This is a genomic window from Pseudomonas sp. 5Vm1k (genome assembly GCF_056161485.1).
This window is the reverse complement of sequence record NZ_JBSPCZ010000001.1, coordinates 294,389-316,945: the sequence shown is the minus strand read 5'-3', so window position 1 is coordinate 316,945 and position 22,557 is coordinate 294,389. Positions and strand designations below refer to the sequence as shown.

The 22,557-nt window shown below is 61.0% G+C and carries 17 protein-coding genes; 13 read left to right on the top strand and 4 right to left on the bottom strand.

Annotation, left to right across the window (positions count from 1 at the left end; genetic code table 11):
• Nucleotides 1-43: 43 nt before the first annotated feature.
• The 8 genes from ACWIKB_RS01390 to ACWIKB_RS01355 all read left to right on the top strand — a co-directional run bounded on the left by ACWIKB_RS01390 (nt 44) and on the right by ACWIKB_RS01355 (nt 9,700).
• Nucleotides 44-2,332, top strand: coding sequence for a heavy metal translocating P-type ATPase (locus ACWIKB_RS01390; protein ID WP_475265022.1), 2,289 nt, complete (start codon nt 44-46; stop codon nt 2,330-2,332).
• Nucleotides 2,333-2,348: 16 nt separating this feature from the next.
• Entirely contained in the window at nt 2,349-3,212 is an 864-nt protein-coding gene (locus tag ACWIKB_RS01385) for a LysR family transcriptional regulator (RefSeq protein ID WP_008026094.1), read from the top strand.
• 275 nt (nt 3,213-3,487) lie between these two features.
• On the top strand, nt 3,488-4,564 hold the full coding sequence (locus ACWIKB_RS01380) for a putative 2-aminoethylphosphonate ABC transporter ATP-binding protein (protein WP_475265021.1): 1,077 nt from the start codon (nt 3,488-3,490) through the stop codon (nt 4,562-4,564).
• Nucleotides 4,564-6,288 (top strand): putative 2-aminoethylphosphonate ABC transporter permease subunit, encoded by a 1,725-nt coding sequence (locus ACWIKB_RS01375; protein ID WP_475265020.1) that lies wholly within the window; start codon nt 4,564-4,566, stop codon nt 6,286-6,288. The genes ACWIKB_RS01380 and ACWIKB_RS01375 overlap by 1 nt, the downstream gene beginning before the upstream one ends.
• A gap of 51 nt (nt 6,289-6,339) precedes the next feature.
• Nucleotides 6,340-7,365 (top strand): putative 2-aminoethylphosphonate ABC transporter substrate-binding protein, encoded by a 1,026-nt coding sequence (locus ACWIKB_RS01370; protein ID WP_475265019.1) that lies wholly within the window; start codon nt 6,340-6,342, stop codon nt 7,363-7,365.
• 127 nt (nt 7,366-7,492) lie between these two features.
• Nucleotides 7,493-8,626 carry a TIGR03364 family FAD-dependent oxidoreductase gene (locus ACWIKB_RS01365; RefSeq protein ID WP_475265018.1) on the top strand — a complete coding sequence of 378 codons (1,134 nt, stop codon included), beginning with the start codon at nt 7,493-7,495 and terminating at the stop codon, nt 8,624-8,626.
• On the top strand, nt 8,626-9,192 hold the full coding sequence (locus ACWIKB_RS01360) for a phosphonate degradation HD-domain oxygenase (protein WP_475265017.1): 567 nt from the start codon (nt 8,626-8,628) through the stop codon (nt 9,190-9,192). Before ACWIKB_RS01365 ends, ACWIKB_RS01360 begins: the two co-directional genes overlap by 1 nt.
• 85 nt (nt 9,193-9,277) lie before the next feature.
• Nucleotides 9,278-9,700, top strand: a complete 423-nt coding sequence (locus tag ACWIKB_RS01355; RefSeq protein WP_475265016.1) for a hypothetical protein — start codon at nt 9,278-9,280, stop codon at nt 9,698-9,700.
• Nucleotides 9,701-9,844: 144 nt separating this feature from the next.
• On the opposite strand, the gene ACWIKB_RS01350 is transcribed toward ACWIKB_RS01355, so the two are convergent.
• A complete protein-coding gene (locus tag ACWIKB_RS01350) occupies nt 9,845-11,209 on the bottom strand; it encodes a GTPase/DUF3482 domain-containing protein (RefSeq protein ID WP_475265015.1) in 1,365 nt (454 codons plus the stop codon).
• Nucleotides 11,202-12,572: a DUF2868 domain-containing protein gene (locus ACWIKB_RS01345; RefSeq protein ID WP_475265014.1), complete on the bottom strand. Its 1,371-nt coding sequence runs from the start codon at nt 12,570-12,572 to the stop codon at nt 11,202-11,204. The genes ACWIKB_RS01350 and ACWIKB_RS01345 overlap by 8 nt, the downstream gene beginning before the upstream one ends.
• Nucleotides 12,573-12,657: 85 nt before the next feature.
• On the opposite strand from ACWIKB_RS01345, the gene ACWIKB_RS01340 reads away from it, so the two are divergent.
• Nucleotides 12,658-13,170 (top strand): dihydrofolate reductase, encoded by a 513-nt coding sequence (locus tag ACWIKB_RS01340; protein WP_475265013.1) that lies wholly within the window; start codon nt 12,658-12,660, stop codon nt 13,168-13,170.
• A gap of 94 nt (nt 13,171-13,264) precedes the next feature.
• On the opposite strand, the gene ACWIKB_RS01335 is transcribed toward ACWIKB_RS01340, so the two are convergent.
• On the bottom strand, nt 13,265-14,656 hold the full coding sequence (locus tag ACWIKB_RS01335; protein ID WP_475265012.1) for an L-cystine transporter: 1,392 nt from the start codon (nt 14,654-14,656) through the stop codon (nt 13,265-13,267).
• A 237-nt stretch (nt 14,657-14,893) separates the two neighbouring features.
• Between ACWIKB_RS01335 and ACWIKB_RS01330 the strand changes: the two genes are divergently transcribed.
• From ACWIKB_RS01330 to ACWIKB_RS01315, 4 genes are all read left to right on the top strand, one after another.
• Nucleotides 14,894-15,961 (top strand): HAD family hydrolase, encoded by a 1,068-nt coding sequence (locus tag ACWIKB_RS01330; protein WP_475265011.1) that lies wholly within the window; start codon nt 14,894-14,896, stop codon nt 15,959-15,961.
• A gap of 208 nt (nt 15,962-16,169) precedes the next feature.
• A complete protein-coding gene (locus ACWIKB_RS01325; protein WP_475265010.1) occupies nt 16,170-16,703 on the top strand; it encodes an RNA polymerase sigma factor in 534 nt (177 codons plus the stop codon).
• Entirely contained in the window at nt 16,700-17,692 is a 993-nt protein-coding gene (locus tag ACWIKB_RS01320; RefSeq protein WP_475265009.1) for a FecR family protein, read from the top strand. The genes ACWIKB_RS01325 and ACWIKB_RS01320 overlap by 4 nt, the downstream gene beginning before the upstream one ends.
• A gap of 150 nt (nt 17,693-17,842) precedes the next feature.
• The gene (locus tag ACWIKB_RS01315; protein ID WP_475265008.1) at nt 17,843-20,320 is read left to right on the top strand and encodes a TonB-dependent siderophore receptor; all 2,478 of its coding nucleotides are present in this window, start codon (nt 17,843-17,845) and stop codon (nt 20,318-20,320) included.
• A 212-nt stretch (nt 20,321-20,532) separates the two neighbouring features.
• On the opposite strand, the gene ilvD is transcribed toward ACWIKB_RS01315, so the two are convergent.
• On the bottom strand, nt 20,533-22,374 hold the full coding sequence (ilvD, locus tag ACWIKB_RS01310) for a dihydroxy-acid dehydratase (protein WP_123404122.1): 1,842 nt from the start codon (nt 22,372-22,374) through the stop codon (nt 20,533-20,535).
• Between the last annotated feature and the right edge of the window lie 183 nt (nt 22,375-22,557).

Sequence of the window (22,557 nt, the reverse complement as noted above, 5' to 3'; positions counted from 1 at the left end):
AGGGTCTTTACTTGGCAACAGGCACCTTTATGGACGCAACCCGATGAGCGATTCCCTTCACACCCACAAGCCCGACGATGGGCACGATCACGATCACGATCACGATCACGATCACAGCCACAAGCTGCAGCCTGTGCAGAAGGCGCATGATCATGGGGGCCACGGGGATTCCTGCTGTTCCTCCAAAGTGGCGGCGCCGTCGCTGATCAAGTTGAGCGACAAGCCGACCGACGGCGCACGGCTGAGCAGTTTTCGCATCGACGCGATGGACTGCCCGACCGAGCAGACGCTGATCCAGAACAAACTGGGCAAGCTGACGGGTGTGCAGCAGCTGGAATTCAACCTGATCAACCGCGTATTAGGCGTGACTCACGACCTGCCGAGCACGGCGCCGATCATCGAGGCGATCAAGTCGCTAGGGATGGTGGCCGAGCCGATGGAGCAGGGTGTCGAAACGCCAGCGCCAACTCCTGAGAAAAAACACTGGTGGCCCTTGGCGCTGTCCGGTGTGGGCGCATTGGCGGCTGAAGTGATCCACTTCACCAACGCCGCACCGACCTGGGTCGTGGCAATCATCGCGCTGATTTCGATCCTCAGCGGTGGCCTGACCACTTACAAAAAAGGCTGGATCGCCCTCAAGAACCTCAACCTGAACATCAACGCGCTGATGAGTATCGCGGTCACCGGTGCAGTGTTGATCGGCCAATGGCCTGAAGCGGCAATGGTGATGTTCCTGTTCACCGTGGCCGAGTTGATCGAAGCCAAGTCCCTGGACCGCGCGCGCAACGCCATCGGCGGGCTGATGCAGATGACCCCGGAGCAGGCCACGGTGCAGCAGGCTGACGGTAGTTGGCTCGAACAGGACGTCAAAAGCATCGAACTGGGCGCCCGAGTGCGTGTGCGCCCGGGCGAGCGGATCGGCCTCGACGGCGAAGTCTTGTCCGGTACATCCACCATCGATCAGGCGCCGATCACCGGCGAAAGCCTGCCGATCGAGAAGACTGTGGGCGATAAAGTCTTCGCTGGCACCATCAACCAGGCGGGCTCGCTGGAATATAGCGTGACCGCTGCGGCGAACAACTCGACTTTGGCGCGGATTATCCATGCCGTGGAACAGGCTCAAGGCGCGCGGGCACCGACCCAGCGTTTCGTTGACCAGTTCTCGAAAATCTACACCCCAGCGGTGTTTGTCCTGGCCTTGGCCGTGGCAGTCATTCCGCCGCTGTTCATGGGCGCCGCGTGGTTCGACTGGATCTACCGGGCGCTGGTATTGCTGGTGGTCGCCTGCCCATGCGCGCTGGTGATTTCCACTCCGGTGACCATCGTCAGCGGCCTCGCGGCAGCGGCGCGCAAAGGGATTCTGGTCAAGGGCGGCGTCTATCTGGAGGGCGGTTACAAGCTCGATTACCTGGCCCTGGACAAGACCGGCACCATCACCCACGGCAAACCGGTGCAGACCGATTATCTGTCCCTCGACCCAACCGCCGATGCAACAGCGCCCGCGATTGCGGCAGCGTTGGCCGGTCGTTCCGATCACCCGGTGTCGCTGGCCATCGCCAACGCTGCGGTGGATAAACAATTTGCGCCGCTCGCTGTGGATAACTTCGAAGCCCTGGCCGGTCGCGGTGTGCGCGGCGAGATCAACGGTCAGGTCTACCACTTGGGCAACCATCGTCTGGTGGAAGAGCTGAACCTGTGCTCGCCGGCGCTGGAAGAGAAACTGTTTGCCCTGGAAAAGCAGGGCAAATCCGTGGTGCTGCTGCTCGACAAGTCCGGTCCGCTGGCGCTGTTCGCCGTGGCCGACACCGTCAAAGAGTCCAGCCGCGAAGCGATTCAACAGCTGCATGACCTGGGCATCAAAACCCTGATGCTCACCGGCGACAACGTTCACACCGCTCAGGCGATTGCTGCGCAAGTCGGTATCGACGAGGCCAAGGGTGACCTGCTGCCGACCGACAAACTGCAAGCCATCGAAGCACTTTATGCGAAAGGTCATAACGTCGGCATGGTCGGTGACGGTATCAACGATGCTCCGGCGCTGGCGCGGGCCGAGATCGGTTTTGCCATGGCCGCCGCCGGCACCGATACCGCCATCGAGACCGCTGATGTCGCCCTGATGGACGACGATTTGCGCAAGATCCCCGCATTCATCCGCCTGTCGCGGCAGACCTCGAGCATCCTCAAGCAGAACATTGCCCTCGCTTTGGTCATCAAGGCTATCTTTCTTGGGGTAACCTTTGCCGGGATCGCCACCATGTGGATGGCGGTGTTCGCCGACATGGGCGTGAGCCTGTTGGTGGTGTTCAATGGTTTGCGCCTGTTGCGCAAATAAGCGATGAGGAGCGGGTGTGCTGAGTGCCGAGCTGAAGGCGTTTTACATGGTGGCCCGCCTGGGCAGCATTACCCTGGCGGCGAAGAAGCTCGGCCTGAGCCAGCCCACCGTGACAACGCAGATTCGCAACCTGGAAAGCCAGTACTCGGTTGAACTGTTCTACCGTGGCGGCCGCCGCCTCAGCGTCAGTGACGAAGGCGCGCGGCTGTTGCCGATGGTCAAGACGCTGTTGCAACAAGAAGCCGATATCGAGTTTTTCCTGCGCAACAGCGGCCAGGTCCAGGGCACGCTACGCATTGCTGCCACGGCGCCGTATTACATCCTCGATTTGGTGAAGACCTTCCGCGAGCGCCTGCCGCAAGTGGAAGTGTCGGTGGAAATCGGCAATTCCCAGCAAGTACTCGAAGCGTTGGAGGATTACCGGGTCGATGTCGCCGCGTCTTCGCAATTGCTCGACGACGCACGGTTGATCCGCCGGGTGCTCGGCAGCGATCCGCTGGTGCTGGCGGTGCATCGCAATCATCCGCTGGCGGTGCACGACCATGTGCCGCTCAGCGCATTGGCCGGGCATACGTTGTTGATGCGCGAATCGGGCTCGACCACTCGGCGGCTGACTGAAGAATTGCTGGCCAGTGCCGGCGTGAGTTTCGGGCCGTTGCTGGAGATTGGCAGTCGTGAGTCGATTCGCGAGGCGGTGCTGCGCAATATCGGCATCAGCATCATTGCCCGGCAGGAAGTGCCCCATGATCCGCAGTTGCGGGTACTGACCATCGAGAATGCACCGCAGATTCCGGAATACCTGTATTGCCTGAAGGAAAGAAAAGGCGCGCGGTTGCCGGCGGCGTTTCTCGGGTTGGCGCAGGAAATGGCCCCCGCATAGATTCCTGTGGCGAGGGGGCTTGCCCCCGTTCGGCTGCGCAGCAGTCGTAAACCCATTAAATGCGGTATGCCTGAAAAAACACCCTCGCAGTTTTGGGGCCGCTTCGCGACCCAACGGGGGCAAGCCCCCTCGCCACAATTTCATCTGGCATAAGGCTGTGGATTTCTCTCAACCCAAATCCCCGAATACCACTATCAACCGTTTTTGCCTCGTTGCCACATGACCGACGCATTACAAACCTAGGATGGCCCTCATCTGCTTGATGAGGTCTGTCCATGAACCACTCGATCGCAACTGCCCTGACCAACCCCGGCGCGCCGATGAAAGTGCGTGGCGTGCAGAAACGCTTCGGCGCCTTCACCGCCCTGGATAACGTATCCCTCGATGTGGCGGCGGGTGAGCTGGTGTGTCTGCTCGGCCCGTCGGGCTGTGGCAAAACCACCTTGCTGCGCTGCATCGCCGGTCTGGAGAAACAGGACAGCGGCGAGTTGTACCTCGGCGAGCGCGACGTTTCCCACCTGGCGCCGCAAGCACGGGACTACGGCATCCTGTTCCAGTCCTACGCGCTGTTCCCCAATCTGACCGTCGAAGCGAACATTGCCTACGGCCTCGCCGGCAGTGGTCGCGATGAAGTGCGCAAACGTGTCGGTCAGATGCTGGAACTAGTCGGCCTGATCGGCAGTGAGAAAAAGTACCCCGGCCAATTGTCCGGCGGCCAGCAACAGCGAGTCGCCCTGGCCCGCGCTCTGGCCCCCGCGCCATCCCTGTTGTTGCTGGATGAACCGATGTCGGCCCTCGACGCTCGGGTGCGTGAGCACCTGTGCACCGAGCTGCGCCAATTGCAGCGCAACCTCGGCATCACCACGCTGATGGTCACGCACAATCAGGACGAAGCCATGCTGATGGCCGACCGCATCGCCGTGATGAACAACGGCAAGGTCGAGCAGTACGCCACGCCGCAGGAAATCTACGACCGCCCGGCCACACCGTTTGTGGCGGAGTTTGTCGGCCAGGGCAACTGGTTGCCGTTCCGCCGCAGCAGCGACAGCCACGCCCAAGTCGGCGGGATGAACATGCGCCTGGCCGACGGCAGCGCGAAAACCGCGTCGGGCCGTTTGTTCTGCCGCCCCGAAGCGATCAACGTCAACCCGCCGGTGCATGAAGAAAACCTGTTCCCGGCCAAGGTTCGTGAAATCACTTTTCTCGGCAATCGTTGCCGCATGAGCTTCGAACTCGATCAACTGCCGGGCCATCCGCTGCTGGCCGAACTCGCCCCGGAAGCCATGCCGCGCCTCGGCGCGCAGCAAATCATGGTCGCCTTGCCTCCGCGCAGCCTGCAGGTGTTTGCCTGATGAGCGCGAACCTCGCGCTGCCGATACCGCACAAGCAGGTTCGGCAGACCTCCCGCGCCGAGATTGGTGATCGGGTGTTCGTGGTCGGCGGCAAAGTGCTGTTGCTGGTGTTGCTGGGCATCGCGGTGTTGATGCCATTATTGGCAATCTTCTGGCGCGGCTTCAGCGCCGAAGCCGGGCAGGGCGGTGGTCTGGTCGCCGCCCGTGAATTGGTGACCAGCGAGAATTTCCACTGGTTGCTCGGCAACAGCCTGAAAGTTTCCCTCAGCGTCGCGGCGATTGTCGTACCGCTGGCCTACCTGTTTGCCTACGCCCTGCAACGCACGTTGATTCCGGGCAAAGGGATCTGGCGTGGCATGTCGTTGCTGCCACTGATGGCGCCGTCGATGCTGCCGGGGATCGCGCTGGTTTATCTGTTCGGCAACCAGGGCATGTTGCGCGGGTTGCTCTCGGACAATATCTACGGCTTCTGGGGCATTGTTCTGGGTGAGGTGATCTACACCTTCCCACACGCCTTGATGATTCTTCTGTCGGCGTTGTCCCTGGCGGATGCGCGACTGTTCGATGCGGCTTCGAGCATGGGCGCGAGTCCGGCGAAAGCTTTTCGCAGCATCACCTGGCCGGCGACTCGTCAGGCGGTGTTCGCCGCGTTCTGTCTGGTCTTTACGTTGACCATCACCGACTTCGGCGTGCCCGTGGTGGTCGGCGGCGACTATCAAGTGCTGGCGCTGGAAGCCTACAAAGCCGTGGTCGGCCAGCAACAATTCGGTCGTGGCGCATTGATCGGCATGGTCCTGCTGTTGCCGGCACTGTTCAGTTTCGGCGTCGATGCCTGGTTGCGTCGGCGTCACGGCGACTCCATGAGCGGCCGGGCACAAGTGTTCAAACCGGCGCCGTCGAAGCTGCGGGACGGTTGCTACCTGGCCATCGTGCTGCTGATCTGCGCGGTGTTGCTGCTGGTGTTCGGCATGGCGGTGTTCTCGTCGCTGGTGAAGTTCTGGCCTTACAACCTGTCGCTGTCGCTCAATCACTACCAGTTCAACGACACCGCGGGCGGCGGCTGGCTGGCCTATGGCAACAGCGTGAAGATGGCTTTGTGCACGGCGCTGATCGGCAGCGTGCTGATCTTCACCGGCGCCTACCTGATGGAAAAAACCAAGGGCCAGCGCGGACTGAACCTGACCTTGCGCATGCTCAGTTTCGTGCCGATGGCCGTGCCGGGCCTGGTGCTGGGCCTGGGTTACGTCTTCTTCTTCAACCTCAATGGCAACCCGCTGCATGTGCTCTACGGGACCATGGCCCTGCTGGTGGTCTGCACCATTGCTCACTATTTGACCACCGCACAAATGACCGCCACCACCGCGCTGCGCCAGCTCGACGCCGAGTTCGAAGCCGCCGCGTTGTCGCTCAAGGCGCCGCTGTACCGGCATTACCTGCGGGTCACCGTGCCGATCTGCCTGCCGGCGCTGCTGGACATCGTGCGCTACCTGTTCGTCTCGGCCATGACCACCGTTTCGGCGGCGATCTTCCTCTACAGCCCCGACACCATCCTCGCGGCGGTGGCGGTGCTGAACATGGACGACGCCGGCAACGTCGGCGGCGCGGCGGCAATGTCGACCCTGATTCTGTTCACCTCGGCGGGCGTGTCCCTGCTGCTGGCCTGGGCTTCGCGCGGTTTGCTGCGCCGCTCCCAGGCCTGGCGGCAGACCGCGCCTGGCAATTGATTCGCTGCTCCTAAAACCGAAAGCCCCTCAACTCAAAGACAGGAAAAGATCATGTTCAAGCCCCTGGCCCTGGCCGCTGCTGTCCTCACCGCTTTCAGCCTGAACGCCTTCGCGGCGAAAACCGAGTTGACGGTGTACACCGCCCTCGAAGCCGAACAACTGAAGACCTACAAGGACGCCTTCGAAAAGGCCAACCCGGACGTCGAGATCAAGTGGGTGCGTGACTCCACCGGGATCATCACCGCCAAGCTGCTGGCAGAAAAAGCCCGCCCACAAGCCGACGCCGTGTGGGGCCTGGCCGCGTCGAGCCTGGCGATCCTTGATCAGCAAGGGATGCTGCAAAGCTACGCGCCGAAGGACCTGGGCAAGATCGGCGGCAATTATCGCGACGCCGCCAACCCGCCAGCATGGGTCGGCATGGACGTGTGGGCCGCGACCATTTGCTTCAATACCGTCGAAGCCGAAAAGCAGGGCCTGACCAAACCGGTGAGCTGGCAAGACCTGACCAAGCCTGAGTACAAAGGCAAGATCGTCATGCCCAACCCGGCCTCGTCCGGCACTGGTTTCCTCGACGTCAGCGCCTGGCTGCAAACCTTCGGCGAGAAGCAGGGCTGGCAGTACATGGACGACCTGCACCAGAACATCGGCCAGTACGTTCACTCCGGTTCCAAGCCATGCAAACTCGCGGCGTCCGGTGAATTCCCGATTGGCATTTCCTTTGAATACCCGGCGGTTCAGCTGAAGCGTCAAGGCGCGCCGCTGGACATCATCCTGCCGAAAGAAGGCCTGGGCTGGGAGATCGAAGCCACCGCCGTGATCAAGGGCACGGCCCATGAAGACGCAGCGAAGAAACTGGCGGACTTCTCCGCGAGCCCGGCGGCGATGGAGCTTTATAAGGAGAACTTTGCGGTGCTCGCGCAGCCGGGCATTGCCAAGCCGCAGACCGAATTGCCGGCGGATTACGAGCAGCGTTTGATCAAGAACGACTTTGCCTGGGCGTCGAAGAATCGCGACGAGATTTTGACTGAGTGGCGTAAGCGCTATGACGGCAAGTCCGAGAAAGTGGTCGCCAAGTAAATCTTCGTAGGCTGACAGGGCCTCATCGCGAGCAAGCTCGCTCCCACAGGGGATGTGCGTCGATCACAAATCCAATGTGGGAGCGAGCTTGCTCGCGATAGCGGTCCTGAATTCAGGACATCTCTTAATGACCCAACACAACGACATGCTCATCGTCGGCGCCGGCATCCTGGGCCTGTCCCACGCCTACGCCGCCGCCAGACGCGGCCTCAAGGTCACGGTTTTCGAGCGCAGCGAAACCCCTTTGGGCGCCTCGGTGCGTAACTTCGGCCAGGCACTGGTCACCGGCCAGCCACCCGGCCCGATGCTCGAACTGGCCAAGACCAGCCGCGAAATCTGGGCTCAGTGGGCACAACTCGCCGGCCTGCACCTCAAACGCAACGGCTCATACCTGTTCGCCCGCACCGAAGCCGAAGAACACCTGCTGCAAGCCTTTTGCAATGGCCGCGCCGTGGAGCACAACTACAACGTCGAACTGCTGCGCGGCGCGGTGTTGCGGGATTTGTACGGCGGCCAGTTCAGCCATCACCGCGCTGCGTTGCACGGCGTGGACGATCAGCAACTGTATTCCCGCGAGGCGATTCCGGCGCTGATCGATTACCTGCGCCGCGAACTCGGTGTCGAGTTTCACTTTTCAACCCTGGTGCGCGACATCGAGCCGGGGCGTTTACACAGCACCGCCGGCAGCTTCAGTGCCGAGCAGATCATCGTCTGTTCCGGTCACGACTATCAGACCTTGCTGGCCGAGCCGATTGCCGCGCTCAATCCGCAAATCTGTCGCCTGCAAATGCTCCGCGCCCGGCCGCAGATCAATCTCAACCTGCAACATGCACTGCTCACCGGATTGAGTTGCGTGCATTACGGTGCATTCGCCGACTTGCCGGAAGCCGCGGCGGTGCAGGCGCAAATCCTGCGAGATGCGCCGCACTTGCACGACAACGGCATTCACCTGCTGATTAGCCCGACGCCCTATGGCGAGTTGATCATCGGCGACTCGCACCATTACGGCAGCGATCCTTCACCGTTCAACGCCGAGCAGGTGGACGACTGGATGATCGAATTGGCCGAACAGACGTTGGGTTGCCGGATTCAGGTGATCGAGCGTTGGCAGGGTGTCTATGGTTCGAAGGGGCCGGGACCGTTCTCGTTCCTGCGCCCGCAACCCGGCGTGAGCGTGGCACTGATGCACACCGGCGTTGGCATGAGCGTCGGGCCGGCGATGGCCGAGCGCAACGTCGCCCTGTTATTAGGAGAAGTGTGATGGCGAGTGTGGAGCGAGTGGTCGACGAGGTGTTCGCGCTGTACGAACGTTTTGGCGACTGCGATTACATCGGCGAACCCGTGTCGCAGATCGAGCACATGTCCCAGGCCGCCGAACTGGCCATGGCAGAAGGTTTCGACGATGAAGTGGTGCTGGCGGCGTTCTTTCACGACATCGGACATATCTGCGCCGAGGATGCCGAGAACATGGACGGTTACGGCGTGGTCAGCCATGAACGCCTTGGCGCGGATTACCTGCGCCGCGCCGGCTTCAGCGAACGCATGGCGCGGCTGGTGGAATACCACGTGCAGGCCAAGCGTTACCTGACACTCACGGAACCGGGGTACTACGAGCGCTTGAGCGAAGCCAGCCGCCGGACACTGGACTATCAGGGCGGGGTGATGACGGCGGCGGAGGCCGAGGCGTTCGAGCGTGATCCGTTATGTGAAGTCAGTTTGCGCATGCGGCAGTGGGATGAGCAGGCTAAGGAAATGTGGGTGCCAGTGCTGGATCTCGACATTTTGAAGCGCAAGGCGCTGGGGCTTTTGTCTGGCGTGGTGTGCTGAACCGTCTCACACAGATTTGGGAAACGTTGCATGGATCGTAGTGCGCCACAGGTTCATGCTGGGTTTTTCGCAGGGAGACGCATGGATGCGTTACTTGAACGTGATTGCCCAGGATCGAAACGGGGACGGTAAGGCCGATACGTTGCTTTATCGGTTTTATGAGGATGACCAGCTGCAGCGCGAGGCGACGGAGGCTGACCTTCGGCGGCTCAAGGTGTTTGGCAAAACCTATCTGAAATGCGCGTGGTTCAATGCTGGGGAAGGTGAGGAGCGGTATCTGCGGATCTTCTCGCAGAATCTTTCTGGCGACGGCACGCCGGAAATCGTCCATCTGCATTTTCATGAGGGGCCGGTGATTGTCTATAAGGCCGCGGCTCAGGATCTGGATAACGATGGTGGGCTGGAGTTGATACTGGCGTCGGATGTTGACAATGACGGGCGTTCGGATCGTACGGATCGGAGTCGGGTGACGGCGTTGGTGAAGCAGTTTTTGAAGGTGGGTTGGTAGCGGACAAACCGTGAGACCGAGTTGCGGCCTTCGCGGGCAAGCCTCGCTCCTACGGGATTTGTGTCGTTCACAAATGTTGCGTCCGACACCCCCCTTGTAGGAGCGAGGCTTGCCCGCGAAGACGCCCGCCCAGACACCGAAAATTCACAGCTGCTGCGCCAACCCCTCAACCTGTTCCTGCCTTTCCGCCTGACTCAACTTCGCCTGTGGATTCAGCGACGACCACTGCGGATGCGCCCGCGCCTTGTTCAACGCCTCGGGCAGCTTGCCTTCGCGCCAGGTCTTGTCCTGGGGCGTGGCCACCTGGATGCTGTCCATCGCCGCATGCCCGCGCTGGTTCAGGGCTTGCACCAACTGCCGCTGACGCAAGGCCAACAACCGCAGCACGCTGTCATCGACGGTCAGTTCGCGCTGACCCTTGATCTTGCCCAGCAAGCGACTGCCATAACTGCGGGCGGTTTGCAGTGCGCCGCCGGCGATAGCCCCGGCCAGCGCCGCGACGCCAAGGGTCAGGCCACCGACCAGCAGGTCCACACCTGCACCGGCTGCCGCGCCCGCCGCAATACCTCCGCCCACCCGCACCCCAAGTTGCTTGAGGGTTTCGGGATTGAACAGGTCATCGCCCCAACGGCCATCGAGCAGCGGCAAATCACTGGCGGCAGCATCCTGGGGGCGGAAGGCGTAGAGCTTGAGCAGGGCTTCGACGCAACGCTGTTCCCGTTGGCGCACGGCTTTGCGTAGTTCGCTGATCGCTTGTTGTTCCTGTTCGGCTTCGCTGCTGACGCTGCGGCGGCACGCGGCGCAGTCGATCAATAATTCGGCAATCAACCGCGCCGCACTCTGCTGACGGGCCTGGCGCTGGGCCTGTTGATCGGTGATCAGGCGTTCCAGTTGTGGACGGGCGTTTTCCAGCAGCAGCGCGAGGCTTTCATACAGTCGGCGTTCGCCATCTTCCGGCGGGGCCACGCTGTCGAACCGCACCAGCGCATGCAAACCCAATCGCGCCAATGCCTCACGCCAATCCGGCTCGCGATGATTGGCGCTGCTGACGAAATTCAGTACCGGCAGCAACGGTTTGCCGCAACTGGCGAGCACCTCCAGTTCATCGCGGTACTTGGCCAGCACCGGTTCACGGGCGTCGATCACATAGAGGCCGGCGTCCGAGGCCAGCAGTTGGCGCAACACCTTGGCTTCTTGTTCGAAACGCTGCCGGGCTTCGCTGCCCTCAAGGAATCGCGCCAGCCGCGCCGGGCCGTCGAGGCGTTCGCCCGGACGCTCCAGGCGTTCGAGGTAGTCGAGCAGGGCGATGGCATCTTCCAGGCCCGGCGTGTCGTAGAGATCGAGCAGTGGCTCGCCGTCCACTGACAGCCGTGCACCTTCAACGTGCCGGGTAGTGCTGGGCCGATGGGACACTTCGCCGAAACCGACGTCACGGGTCAGGGTGCGCAGCAACGACGTCTTGCCGACGTTGGTGTGGCCGACGACCGCGAGCTTCAAAGGCTTAGTCATGACCCGTCTCCAGCCAATTCATGGGCGCGCAATCGGCGAAGGGCAGTTCAAGTTGTTGCAGCGCCACGTGCCAGTCGCCAAGACGCTCGGCATCCAGCGCTTCGCCGGGCGGTGCTTGCAGCAGCCAGACGCGGGTGGCCGTGGCATTGCGCGCCAGTTCGGCGATCAACGCCAGGCTGCCGCGATCCGGCGAGCGGCGCGGGTCGCAAGCAATCGCCAGGCGTGCCGGGGGAAAGCGGCTCAGTTGTTCGAGGAGCTTGTGGCGCGATTCGCGGCTGTCGAGGATGCCGGCGTCGCTTACGGATTTCGGCAGTGGCGGCGGCCATGGGCGTTGGTCGTCCAGTTCGATGGCCACCAGCAGTGCCCCATCGCTTTGCAGATCACTGACGGCGCTTTCGACGCGGTGAAGCTGATCCGGAGCGGCATCGCTGATGCCCAGGCGTTCGCTGGTGGGCATCAGGCGTTCGCGCAATTGCGCGTAGCCAGGCAGGTTCAGGTCCAGGCGCAATCCAGCCTGACCGGTCTTCCAGCGCCACAGGCAAAACAGCGCCAGCAGCAGGCGCGGCAGCACGCCGTAAACCACCAACACGCCGACCAGCCAGGTCGCCCAGGCCTGGCGAGCGCTTTCGATATTGAGCGCGGTGTCGCCGCTGGCGCGAATCATCTCCACCGTCGGCACGTTGAAACCGAGCAGGGCCGGCAAGGCACCGAGGGCTTGGGTCATCGCCACAAAGGTGTCGGCGCTGAGCAGGGTAGTTTCCCAGACGAAGCCGTAGCGACGAGTCGCCATCAGCGTCAGCAGAATCGCCAAGGCACTGAGCATCGCCAACAGCCACAGGCTGTTGACCAAAACGCCGACGGCCCAGCGATTGAGTTTGTGCCGTTGCAGCAACAGCAACAGGGCCGGAGCCAGTTGCGCGGCTTTGGCGTCGCGAGCAAGTTTTTCGCTGAGCCACAGCCACAAGCGTCCGAGGGTGGCGCCATGTTCACCAGCGAACACCAGGCCTAAGGCCCAGCTCAGCAGCAGAATCAGGTTCAGCCCGAGCAAACTGCCCAAGGCCCAGAACACATTCACCGAGACTTGCCCGTCGCCCAGTGCAGCAAACGCCAGGCCGGCGCCACTCACCACGGCCAAAACTGCCAGTACCAAAAGCGCCAGTCGCGCACCTTGCAGCCAGTGCTTGAGGGCGCTGCTTAGTCCATCGCGCTCGGCGAGCCACAAGGCCCGGCGTTGAATGCGGGTCGGCAGGTCGCCGCCGGCATTGCGGGCCAGTCGGTTGGCTTCCAGATCGTCCAGAGGCCCGGCGTGTTCTTCGCGCAGGCGAATGGTTTCCGTCAGCCAGAGGTTATTCAGTTCAGTCACGCGGCATCCCGTCGCTTAAATGAACGGTGAGCATAACCGCTGTGGCGCTTATCGGGGAAAGGGAGGCTCTGGTATCCTCGCCGGCATGACTAAATCACTCCCCCTCAGCCTGATCGCAGCCCTCGGTGAAAACCGTGTGATCGGCGTCGACAACAGCATGCCCTGGCACTTGCCGGGGGACTTCAAATACTTCAAGGCCACCACCCTGGGCAAGCCGATCATCATGGGTCGCAAGACCTGGGATTCCCTCGGTCGTCCGTTGCCGGGCCGGTTGAACATCGTGGTCAGCCGTCAGGCGGATCTGGTGTTGGAAGGCGCGGAGGTTTATCCGTCGCTGGAGGCTGCGGTGGTTCGCGCCGAAGCCTGGGCGAAAGAGCAGGGCGTCGATGAGTTGATGCTGATTGGCGGGGCGCAGTTGTATGCCCAAGGCCTGGCACACGCTGATCGGCTGTACCTGACGCGCGTGGCGTTGAGCCCGGAAGGGGATGCATGGTTTCCGGAGTTTGATTTGAGCCAGTGGAAGTTGGTGTCGAATGTGCTGAATGCGGCGGAAGGGGATAGGCCGGCGTACAACTTTGAGGTGTGGGAAAAAGCCTAAAAGCTTCGCGAGCAAGCCCGCTCCCACATGGAGTACGCGTTCCAAAGTGGGAGCGGGCTTGCTCGCGAAGAGGCCCGCTCAGTCGCTGAAAATCTTAAGCCTGAGCCAACTCAGCATGCTCATCCGCATCCAGCAGTTCTTTATCCGTCTGCTGCATGATCTGGCTGGTAATCGCACCGGCGGTAATCGACCCACTGACGTTCAACGCGGTGCGGCCCATATCAATCAGCGGCTCGACCGAAATCAGCAACGCCACCAGTGACACCGGCAAGCCCATGGCCGGCAGTACGATCAACGCGGCAAACGTCGCGCCGCCACCCACGCCCGCCACACCGGCCGAACTCAGGGTCACAATCGCCACCAGCGTCGCGATCCACAGCGGATCGAGCGGGTTGATGCCCACGGTCGGCGCGACCATCACCGCCAACATCGCCGGGTACAGACCTGCACAACCGTTCTGGCCAATGGTTGCGCCGAACGAAGCGGCGAAACTGGCGATGGACTGCGGGATGCCCAGACGACGGGTCTGCGCTTCAATGCTCAGCGGAATGCTCGCTGCGCTGGAGCGGCTGGTGAAGGCAAACGTCAGCACCGGCCAGATCTTGCGGAAGAAGCGCAACGGATTAATCCCGGCCGCCGACACCAGCACACCGTGGATCACAAACATCAGCCCGAGGCCGATGTACGACACCACAACGAAACTGCCGAGTTTGATGATGTCTTGCAGGTTGGAACCGGCGACCACTTTGGTCATCAGCGCCAATACGCCGTACGGGGTCAACTTCATTACCAGACGCACCAGACGCATCACCCAGGCTTGCAGGGTGTCGATGGCGTTGATCACTTTCTGACCTTTCTCGACGTCATCTTTCAACAGTTGCAACGCGGCGACCCCGAGGAACGCGGCGAAGATCACCACGCTGATGATCGAAGTCGGCTTGGCCCGAGCCAGATCGGCGAACGGGTTCTGCGGGATGAACGACAGCAGCAACTGCGGCACATTCAGGTCAGCGACCTTGCCCGCGTAGTCGGTCTGGATGGTTTGCAGACGGGCCATTTCCTGGGTGCCGGCCACCAGACCTTCGGCGGTCAGGCCGAACAGATTGGTCAGGCCGATCCCGATCAGCGCCGCGATGGCGGTGGTGAACAGCAGCGTGCCGATGGTCAGGAAACTGATCTTGCCCAGAGATGAAGCGTTGTGCAGACGGGCCACGGCGCTGAGGATCGAGGCGAACACCAGCGGGATCACGATCATTTGCAGCAACTGCACGTAACCGTTGCCGACCAGATCGAACCAGCCGATCGAGGCTTTCAGCACTGGATTGCCGGCACCGTAAATGGCATGCAGCGCCACGCCGAACACCACGCCCAAGACCAGCGCGAGCAAAACCTTCTTGGCCAGGCTCCAGGAGGTGTGACGGGTTTGCGCCAGGCCAAAGAGCAGGGCGAGGAACACCAGCAGATTGAGAATCAGCGGCAGATTCATAGGGACTCCATAGACTTGTGCCAGCCACCTTCGTGTGTGACTGCGAACCGGCAAGCCTAACAGCTTGATATCTAATGAATTAATACCAAAAACAGAGGTGAACTGTCGTTTTTGGAATAAGCGCGTGTCGCAGGCAGGGATGCAGCTGGCGCGATGTGGACGCAAGCGGTCGCGGGCAGGCGGGAACTGTCACACTTTTTTGTTAGCGTCGATGTCTTTGAATCAGGGAGAAAGCCAATGAAGTTCGCACCGAAAATGCTCGTTGCCGCGCTGGGTTTAGGATTGGGCCTGAGCCTCGCCGGCCAGGTATTTGCCACAGATTTGAAGCACTGGCCAGCCGATCAGGCCAAGGCGCTGGACGCGATGATCGCGGCCAATGCCAACAAGGGTAACTTCGCGGTGTTCGACATGGACAACACCAGTTACCGCTACGACCTCGAAGAGTCGTTGCTGCCGTTCATGGAAAACAAGGGCCTGATTACCCGCGAGAAGCTCGACCCCTCCCTGAAACTGATTCCGTTCAAGGACACCGCCGACCACAAGGAAAGCCTGTTCAGCTACTACTATCGCCTCTGCGAAATCGACGACATGGTTTGCTATCCATGGGTCGCCCAGGTGTTTTCAGGCTTCACCCTGCAAGAGCTCAAGGGTTATGTCGATGAGCTGATGGCCTCCGGCAAACCGGTGCCAAGTACCTATTACGACGGCGATGTGGTCAAGACCATCGACGTCCAGCCGCCGAAAGTCTTCACCGGTCAGGCCGAGCTGTACAACAAGCTGATGGAAAACGGCATTGAGGTCTACGTGATGACCGCCGCCTCCGAAGAGCTGGTGCGCATGGTCGCGGCTGATCCGAAGTACGGCTACAACGTCAAACCGCAGAACGTGATCGGCGTGACCACGCTGCTCAAGGACCGCAAGACCGGCGAGCTGACCACGGCCCGTAAGCAGATCACTGCCGGCAAGTATGACGAGAAGGCCAACCTCGGCCTGGAACTGACGCCTTACCTGTGGACACCCGCGACCTGGATGGCCGGCAAGCAGGCGGCGATCCTGACCTATATCGATGAGTGGAAAAAACCGGTGCTGGTAGGCGGCGATACCCCGAGCAGTGACGGCTACATGCTGTTCCACAGTGTCGACGTGGCCAAGGGCGGTATTCACTTGTGGGTCAACCGCAAAGACAAATACATGACCCAGCTCAACGGCATGATGGCCAAGCACGCGGCGGCCCAGGCCAAAGAAGGGTTGCCGGTGACGGCGGACAAGAACTGGGTGATCGTGAAGCCTGAAGAGATTCAGTAAGACCCGGTCGGGGCTTTCGCGGGCAAGCCTCGCTCCTACGGGTTATGCGCCATTTATGAATTGGCGCCCATCCTGTAGGAGCGAGGCTTGCCCGCGAAGGCCATCACACAATTGCCGGGAAAGTCCTCAAAAAGATATCAATTGCGAATCACTCGCATCTTCTGCTAGCGTGCGCGCTCCTGAACGACCTCTCGATCAAGGTAGTGCTGTGCTCTCCTGGAATACGCAGATTGCCCGTCTGTTCGCCGAACAAAAGAAAGCCCTGGAAGCGTTTGTTATCCGCCGCACCGGCAGTGCCCAGGTGGCAGCCGATCTGACCCAGGAATCTTTCCTGCGCCTGGCGCGTCTCGAATCCGGCGAGAAAATCGACAACCTGCCCGCCTTTCTTTTCACCATTGCCAGCAATCTGGTGCGCGATCACCAGCGCCAGACGATTCGTCGTGAGCGCCTGGAAGCCGGTGAGCCCAGCGAAGACCTGCCTTGCAGCAGCCCGTCCGCGGTAGAACAGTTGTCCGCCTATCAGGATGAATCCTTGATGCGCGATGCCATTTCGGCACTGCCTGAGGCCACCCGACAGATTTTCCTGCTCTATCATGTCGACGAACATTCCTACCGGGAGATTGCCGAGCGTCTGGCCATCAGCCCACGTAGCGTCGAATACCAATTGCGTCGTGCGCTGATCGATTGTCGGGCCTTTATCCAGGCGCGGCTGGCGAACGATGACCGAGGTGCGCGGCCATGACTCGCGAACCCGTACCCGTGGAACCCCTGATGATTGAAACCGCAGCATCGGCAACCGCCGACGACCTGTTTGCCGAGGCGTCCGGTTGGTACTTCCGCCTCCAGGCCGAGGATGTGACCGCCATTGAACTGGATGCGTTTGCCGCATGGCTGGCTCAAGGCCCGGCACAGGATGATGCATGGCAGGAGGTTCAGGCGCTGCTCGGTGCCCTGCGTAAACCGGCGCGGGCGCTACGCGAGCAGGCGCAAGTGCGCTGGCGTAAGCCACGTGCTCGGCAATGGTCCGGGTGGGCGTGCGCCGCGGCGGTGTTGTTGATGATCGGGGTCGTGGCATTGCAAACCCCTTGGCTGGATCGCTTGCGCGCCGACTATGCGACGGGCACCGGCGAGACGCGTCGGGTTGAACTGGCCGATGGTTCTGCGCTTCAACTGAATACCGATACGGCCATTCAAATTCATATGAGCGCGGGCGAACGGCAAGTGCGCCTGTTAAGGGGCGAAGCCTGGTTCGAAGTGACCAAGGATGCTGCACGGCCGTTTGTCGTGGCCTCCGGTGATGGCTGGGTAAAAGTGGTCGGTACGCAGTTCAGCGTTGCCCGGCACACCGATGAAACCCGGGTGCAGGTTGCCCAGGGGCGCGTTGAAGTCAGTGCCGGCAGCGGTGAGCTGGTGTCTCTGGAGCCTGGCCGGGCGGTCGAGTACCGGGATCGGCAACTGACGGCAGTCCACAGTTTCGATCCGGCGGCCGGGTTTGCCTGGCGTCAGCGTCAGCTGGTCTTTCGTCAGCAACCGCTGTCCGAAGTGGTGGATGAGTTGAACCGCTACTGGTCAGGTCGCACCTTGGTGTTGGGTGATGGCTTGCGCGAGCGGCAAGTCTCCGGGGTCTTCGACATCGACAAGCCTGACGCCGTCGTCAAGGCGCTGGTCTACACCCTTCACTTGCGCGCTGATCACTACACCTCGTATTTACTGGTCTTGCGCGAGGGTTGAGGTGTCGCGTCGGCAGTAGGTGCAAATAATTCTCAAATAGTTTCAGGGTTTTCTTCCGGGTCGTCGTCCTTGATCACTGAGGCGTAAACAATAAGCACTCTCAAGTAGTGCCGCGCCGCAACACCGACTTCGATCATTGGGGAAACATCCATGGGACATCTGAATGCCGCCCGGCGCCTGCCCGGCCTGCCGACCTTGTTGACGCTGGCCCTGGGCATGACAGTTGCGGGCGGGCCGGTCTACGCACAGACCGCACCTGCCGCACAGGCCCAGCTCTATCGCTTCGAGATTCCCGCTCAGTCTCTGGACGCGGCGCTGGCTGCGTTTTCAGCCGTGACCCGTGTTCAAGTGCTGGTCTCGGCCGAAGTGACCCAAGGTGTGCAATCGCCAGGCCTGCGCGGCAGCTATGGCAAAGATGAAGCGTTGGCGCGGTTGCTCGGGGGCACAGGGCTGGAGGCGAGTTATATCGACAGTGACAGTGTGACCCTGGAAAAACGCCTGGCTACGGGGTCGGCAATGGAATTGGGCGCCACCAAAGTGAGTGCTCAGCGGCTGGGAGCTACCACCGAAGACAGTGGTTCCTATACCACCGGCGCCGTCACCATTGGTAAAAGCACTCAGAAGCTCAAAGACATCCCGCAATCGGTCAGCGTGCTGACCCGCAAGGCCATGGATGACCGCAACATCACCACCCTGACCCAAGCGGTTGAAGCCATCCCCGGCCTGAGTTCGATCAGGTCACCCGGCCCCGGCATGTTCATGTTTGCCCGTGGTTTCGACATTGAAGCACTGCAATACGACGGTGTGCCTGTCCCTCGCGACGTCTACGCGCTGGGCAGCTACATCACCGAAAACATGGTGATTTACGACCGCATGGAAGTCTTGCGCGGCGCGGCGGGCTTGCTTCAGGGCGCCAACAGCCCGGGCGGCGCGATCAACCTGGTGCGCAAACGCCCGCAAGCTGCACCGACCGTGACTTTGAGTGCCAAGGCCGGCAGTTGGGACCGTTATGCCTCGCAAGCGGATGTCGGTGGCCCGCTGAACGAAACCGGCACGGTGCGTGGCCGCGCGGTGGTCAACTATGAGAAAGGTCATTCGTTTTCCGATTACACCTGGAACTGGGAGCAGACCGTGTACGGCGCGCTGGACTTCGACTTGAGCGACGACACTGTGCTCGGCGTCGGCTTCAGCAACAAGAAAAGCCATGGCCGACCGTATTTCATCGCCTTGCCGCGTTACTCCGATGGTAAGCCGTTGGACCTGCCGCGCTCCACCTACACCGGCTCGACCTGGAACCGTTCGGTCAACGACCAGACCGCCGTGTACCTGGACCTGGAACACCACTTCAACGACAACTGGAAAATCAAGGCGTCGGCGATCGGGATGAACGAGTCCAACGAAGCGACGTATCAGTTCATCACCGGAGCCGTGCCCGTCGGTACGACAACAGGGCCGCGCTATGCGGATTACTCCACCGACTTCTACGGCAAAAACCGGGGCCTGGACGTTTTCGTCAATGGTGACTTCGAAGCCTTGTCGTTCAAGCAAAGCCTGGTGCTGGGCGCCAACTATTCGAAATACACCACCGATGACGCTTATGCCCGGGCGTTTTCGTCGGGCGTGGACATTACCGACATCGACCATCATCGTCCTGACCAGACTTTCGACAGCATCGCCGACAGCGCCAACCTGGCCGTCAGCACCTACGACGTTCGGCAGAAAGGCATTTACGGTTCGTGGAAGGTCAAGCTGACCGAGCCGCTGACCCTGATCCTCGGTGCGCGCACCAGTTGGTACGACTTCAAGTTTGATCAGGACAACTATTTCGCCCGTGAGCTGCAAGAGGGTGGCGAGAAAAGCTCGGTCAAGTCCAGCGGCAAGGTCACGCCATACGCCGGTCTGGTGTACGCGCTCAATGATGATTGGTCGGTCTATGGCAGCTACGCCGAAGTGTTCATCCCTCAGGTTCAGTTAACCAAGGAAAAAACCGCACTGCCGCCGGTTGAAGGCAAAAGCTACGAATTGGGCATCAAGGGTGAGTTGATGGATGGCCAGCTCAACACCTCGCTGGCGCTGTTCCGTTACATTCAAAACAATCGTGCGGTCACTGACTTCACCACCAACATCGAAACCGACGAGGCATGCAACGGTTGGTACTGCTCGACGGCATCGGGCAAGGTTCGCAGCCAAGGCATTGAAGCCGAGATCAGCGGTGAAGTCGCGCCGGGCCTGCAACTGGCCAGCAGCTACACCTACAACACCACCAAATTCCTCAAGGACCCGGAGCTTGAGGGCAAGGTTTTCTCCACCTTTACACCCATGCATATGCTGCGGATCTGGGGGGACTACACCTTGCCGGGAGACTTTAATAAAGTCAGCGTTGGTGCGGGAGTCAACGCGCAAAGCAGTACCGTCGGTTTTGATCGCAAGTTCGATCAGCCCGGTTTTGCAATCTGGAATTCGCGGGTTGCTTACGAGGCCAGCGATGAGGTGACGCTGGCGGTGAACTTCAACAACCTGTTCGACAAACAATATTTCATCCCGTCGTACAGCCAGGTCGCAGGCAACAACTACTTCGGCGATCCGCGCAACATGATGTTCAGTGTGACGTACAAACCGCAGTTCTGAAGGGAACGATCAACAGGAACTGTGTAAGGCCACACTATTGTGATCGACACAAATCCCCTGTGGGAGCGAGCCTGCTCGCGATAGCGTCGGGTCAGTCAATATCAATGCTGGCTGATCCACCGCCTTCGCGAGCAGGCTCGCTCCCACAGTTGTTCGAGGTGAACTCAAAAAAATGCCCCGCACTTGGCGGGGCATTTTTTCGACGGTAAGTATTACAGCCCGTCGAGCATCGCTTTGTTACGTACTGCACCCTTGTCGGCGCTGGTGGCCAGCAGGGCGTAGGCTTTCAGCGCGGTGGTCACTTTGCGTGGACGCTTCTCGACTGGCTTCCAGCCTTTTTGATCCTGCTCGACTCGGCGTGCGGCCAGTTCTTCGTCGCTGACCAACAGATTGATCGAGCGGTTCGGAATGTCGATCAGCACCTTGTCGCCATCCTGCACCAGACCAATCGCACCACCCGCAGCGGCTTCTGGCGAAGCGTGACCGATGGACAGGCCCGAGGTACCGCCAGAGAAACGGCCGTCGGTGAGCAGGGCGCAGGCTTTGCCCAGGCCTTTGGATTTCAGGTAGGACGTCGGGTACAGCATTTCCTGCATGCCCGGGCCACCTTTCGGGCCTTCGTAACGGATGATCACGATGTCGCCGGCCTTCACTTCGTCAGCGAGGATGCCGCGTACGGCGCTGTCCTGGCTTTCGAAAATCTTCGCGTTGCCTTCGAACACGTGGATCGACTCGTCGACGCCAGCGGTTTTCACCACGCAGCCATCAAGGGCGATGTTGCCGTACAGAACGGCCAGGCCGCCTTCTTGCGAGTAAGCGTGTTCGACACTGCGGATGCAGCCGTTTTCACGGTCGTCGTCCAGGGTTTCCCAACGGGTCGACTGGCTGAACGCGGTTTGCGTCGGGATGCCCGCAGGACCGGCCTTGAAGAAGTGGTGCACGGCTTCGTCGGTGGTCTGGGTGATGTCCCACTTGGCAATGCCTTCGGCCATGCTCTTGCTGTGCACGGTCGGCAGCTCGGTGTGCAACAGGCCGCCACGGGCCAGCGAGCCGAGGATGCTGAAGATCCCGCCGGCACGGTGCACGTCTTCCATGTGGTACTTCTGGATGTTCGGCGCGACTTTGCACAATTGCGGTACGTGGCGGGACAGACGATCGATGTCCTTCAGGTCGAAGTCGATCTCGGCTTCCTGGGCCGCGGCCAGCAAATGCAGGATGGTGTTGGTGGAGCCGCCCATGGCGATGTCCAGCGTCATGGCGTTTTCGAACGCCTTGAAGTTGGCGATGTTGCGCGGCAATACCGACTCATCGTTGTCGCCGTAGTAACGCTTGCACAGGTCGACGATGGTGCGGCCGGCTTGCAGGAACAGCTGTTCGCGGTCGCTGTGGGTGGCCAGGGTCGAACCGTTACCCGGCAATGCCAGGCCCAGGGCTTCGACCAGGCAGTTCATCGAGTTGGCGGTGAACATGCCGGAGCACGAACCGCAAGTCGGGCAGGCGCTACGCTCGTACTCAGCGACTTTCTCGTCAGAAGCGCTGGAGTCGGCGGCGATCACCATGGCATCGACCAGGTCGAGACCGTGGCTGGCCAGTTTGGTCTTGCCGGCTTCCATCGGGCCGCCGGAGACAAAGATTACCGGGATGTTCAGGCGCAAGGCGGCCATCAGCATGCCAGGTGTGATCTTGTCGCAGTTGGAGATGCAGACGATGGCGTCGGCGCAGTGGGCGTTGACCATGTATTCGACGGAGTCGGCGATGATCTCGCGGCTCGGCAGCGAATACAGCATGCCGTCGTGGCCCATGGCGATGCCGTCATCCACGGCAATGGTGTTGAATTCTTTCGCTACACCGCCGGCGCGTTCGATCTCGCGGGCGACCAGTTGGCCCAGGTCCTTGAGGTGGACGTGGCCCGGTACAAACTGGGTGAACGAGTTGGCAATGGCGATGATCGGCTTCTTGAAGTCGTCATCTTTCATCCCCGTAGCGCGCCACAGTGCGCGGGCACCGGCCATGTTGCGGCCGTGGGTGGATGTTTTCGAGCGGTAATCAGGCATGGAGCACTCCGGGCGGCTAATCAGGTATCAAAGGGGAGTGAGCTTCTATTGACGTCTGGAACACTCAGAAATGGCCGTGTGTCCGGAAGTTGCCGATGACTTTGCGGGATCGCCGCTTGCCTCAGCCTGAGCTCATAAACCCGCCGGGGGATGAATGGCGATGAATCCAGCGATTCTACACCG

Coding starts and splice junctions, on each gene's coding strand:
- ACWIKB_RS01390 (WP_475265022.1), top strand. CDS start 44: ATGAGCGATTCCCTTCACACCCACAAGCCCGACGATGGGCACGATCAC.
- ACWIKB_RS01380 (WP_475265021.1), top strand. CDS start 3,488: ATGAACCACTCGATCGCAACTGCCCTGACCAACCCCGGCGCGCCGATG.
- ACWIKB_RS01375 (WP_475265020.1), top strand. CDS start 4,564: ATGAGCGCGAACCTCGCGCTGCCGATACCGCACAAGCAGGTTCGGCAG.
- ACWIKB_RS01370 (WP_475265019.1), top strand. CDS start 6,340: ATGTTCAAGCCCCTGGCCCTGGCCGCTGCTGTCCTCACCGCTTTCAGC.
- ACWIKB_RS01365 (WP_475265018.1), top strand. CDS start 7,493: ATGACCCAACACAACGACATGCTCATCGTCGGCGCCGGCATCCTGGGC.
- ACWIKB_RS01360 (WP_475265017.1), top strand. CDS start 8,626: ATGGCGAGTGTGGAGCGAGTGGTCGACGAGGTGTTCGCGCTGTACGAA.
- ACWIKB_RS01355 (WP_475265016.1), top strand. CDS start 9,278: ATGCGTTACTTGAACGTGATTGCCCAGGATCGAAACGGGGACGGTAAG.
- ACWIKB_RS01350 (WP_475265015.1), bottom strand. CDS start 11,209: ATGACTAAGCCTTTGAAGCTCGCGGTCGTCGGCCACACCAACGTCGGC.
- ACWIKB_RS01340 (WP_475265013.1), top strand. CDS start 12,658: ATGACTAAATCACTCCCCCTCAGCCTGATCGCAGCCCTCGGTGAAAAC.
- ACWIKB_RS01335 (WP_475265012.1), bottom strand. CDS start 14,656: ATGAATCTGCCGCTGATTCTCAATCTGCTGGTGTTCCTCGCCCTGCTC.
- ACWIKB_RS01330 (WP_475265011.1), top strand. CDS start 14,894: ATGAAGTTCGCACCGAAAATGCTCGTTGCCGCGCTGGGTTTAGGATTG.
- ACWIKB_RS01320 (WP_475265009.1), top strand. CDS start 16,700: ATGACTCGCGAACCCGTACCCGTGGAACCCCTGATGATTGAAACCGCA.
- ACWIKB_RS01315 (WP_475265008.1), top strand. CDS start 17,843: ATGGGACATCTGAATGCCGCCCGGCGCCTGCCCGGCCTGCCGACCTTG.
- ilvD (WP_123404122.1), bottom strand. CDS start 22,374: ATGCCTGATTACCGCTCGAAAACATCCACCCACGGCCGCAACATGGCC.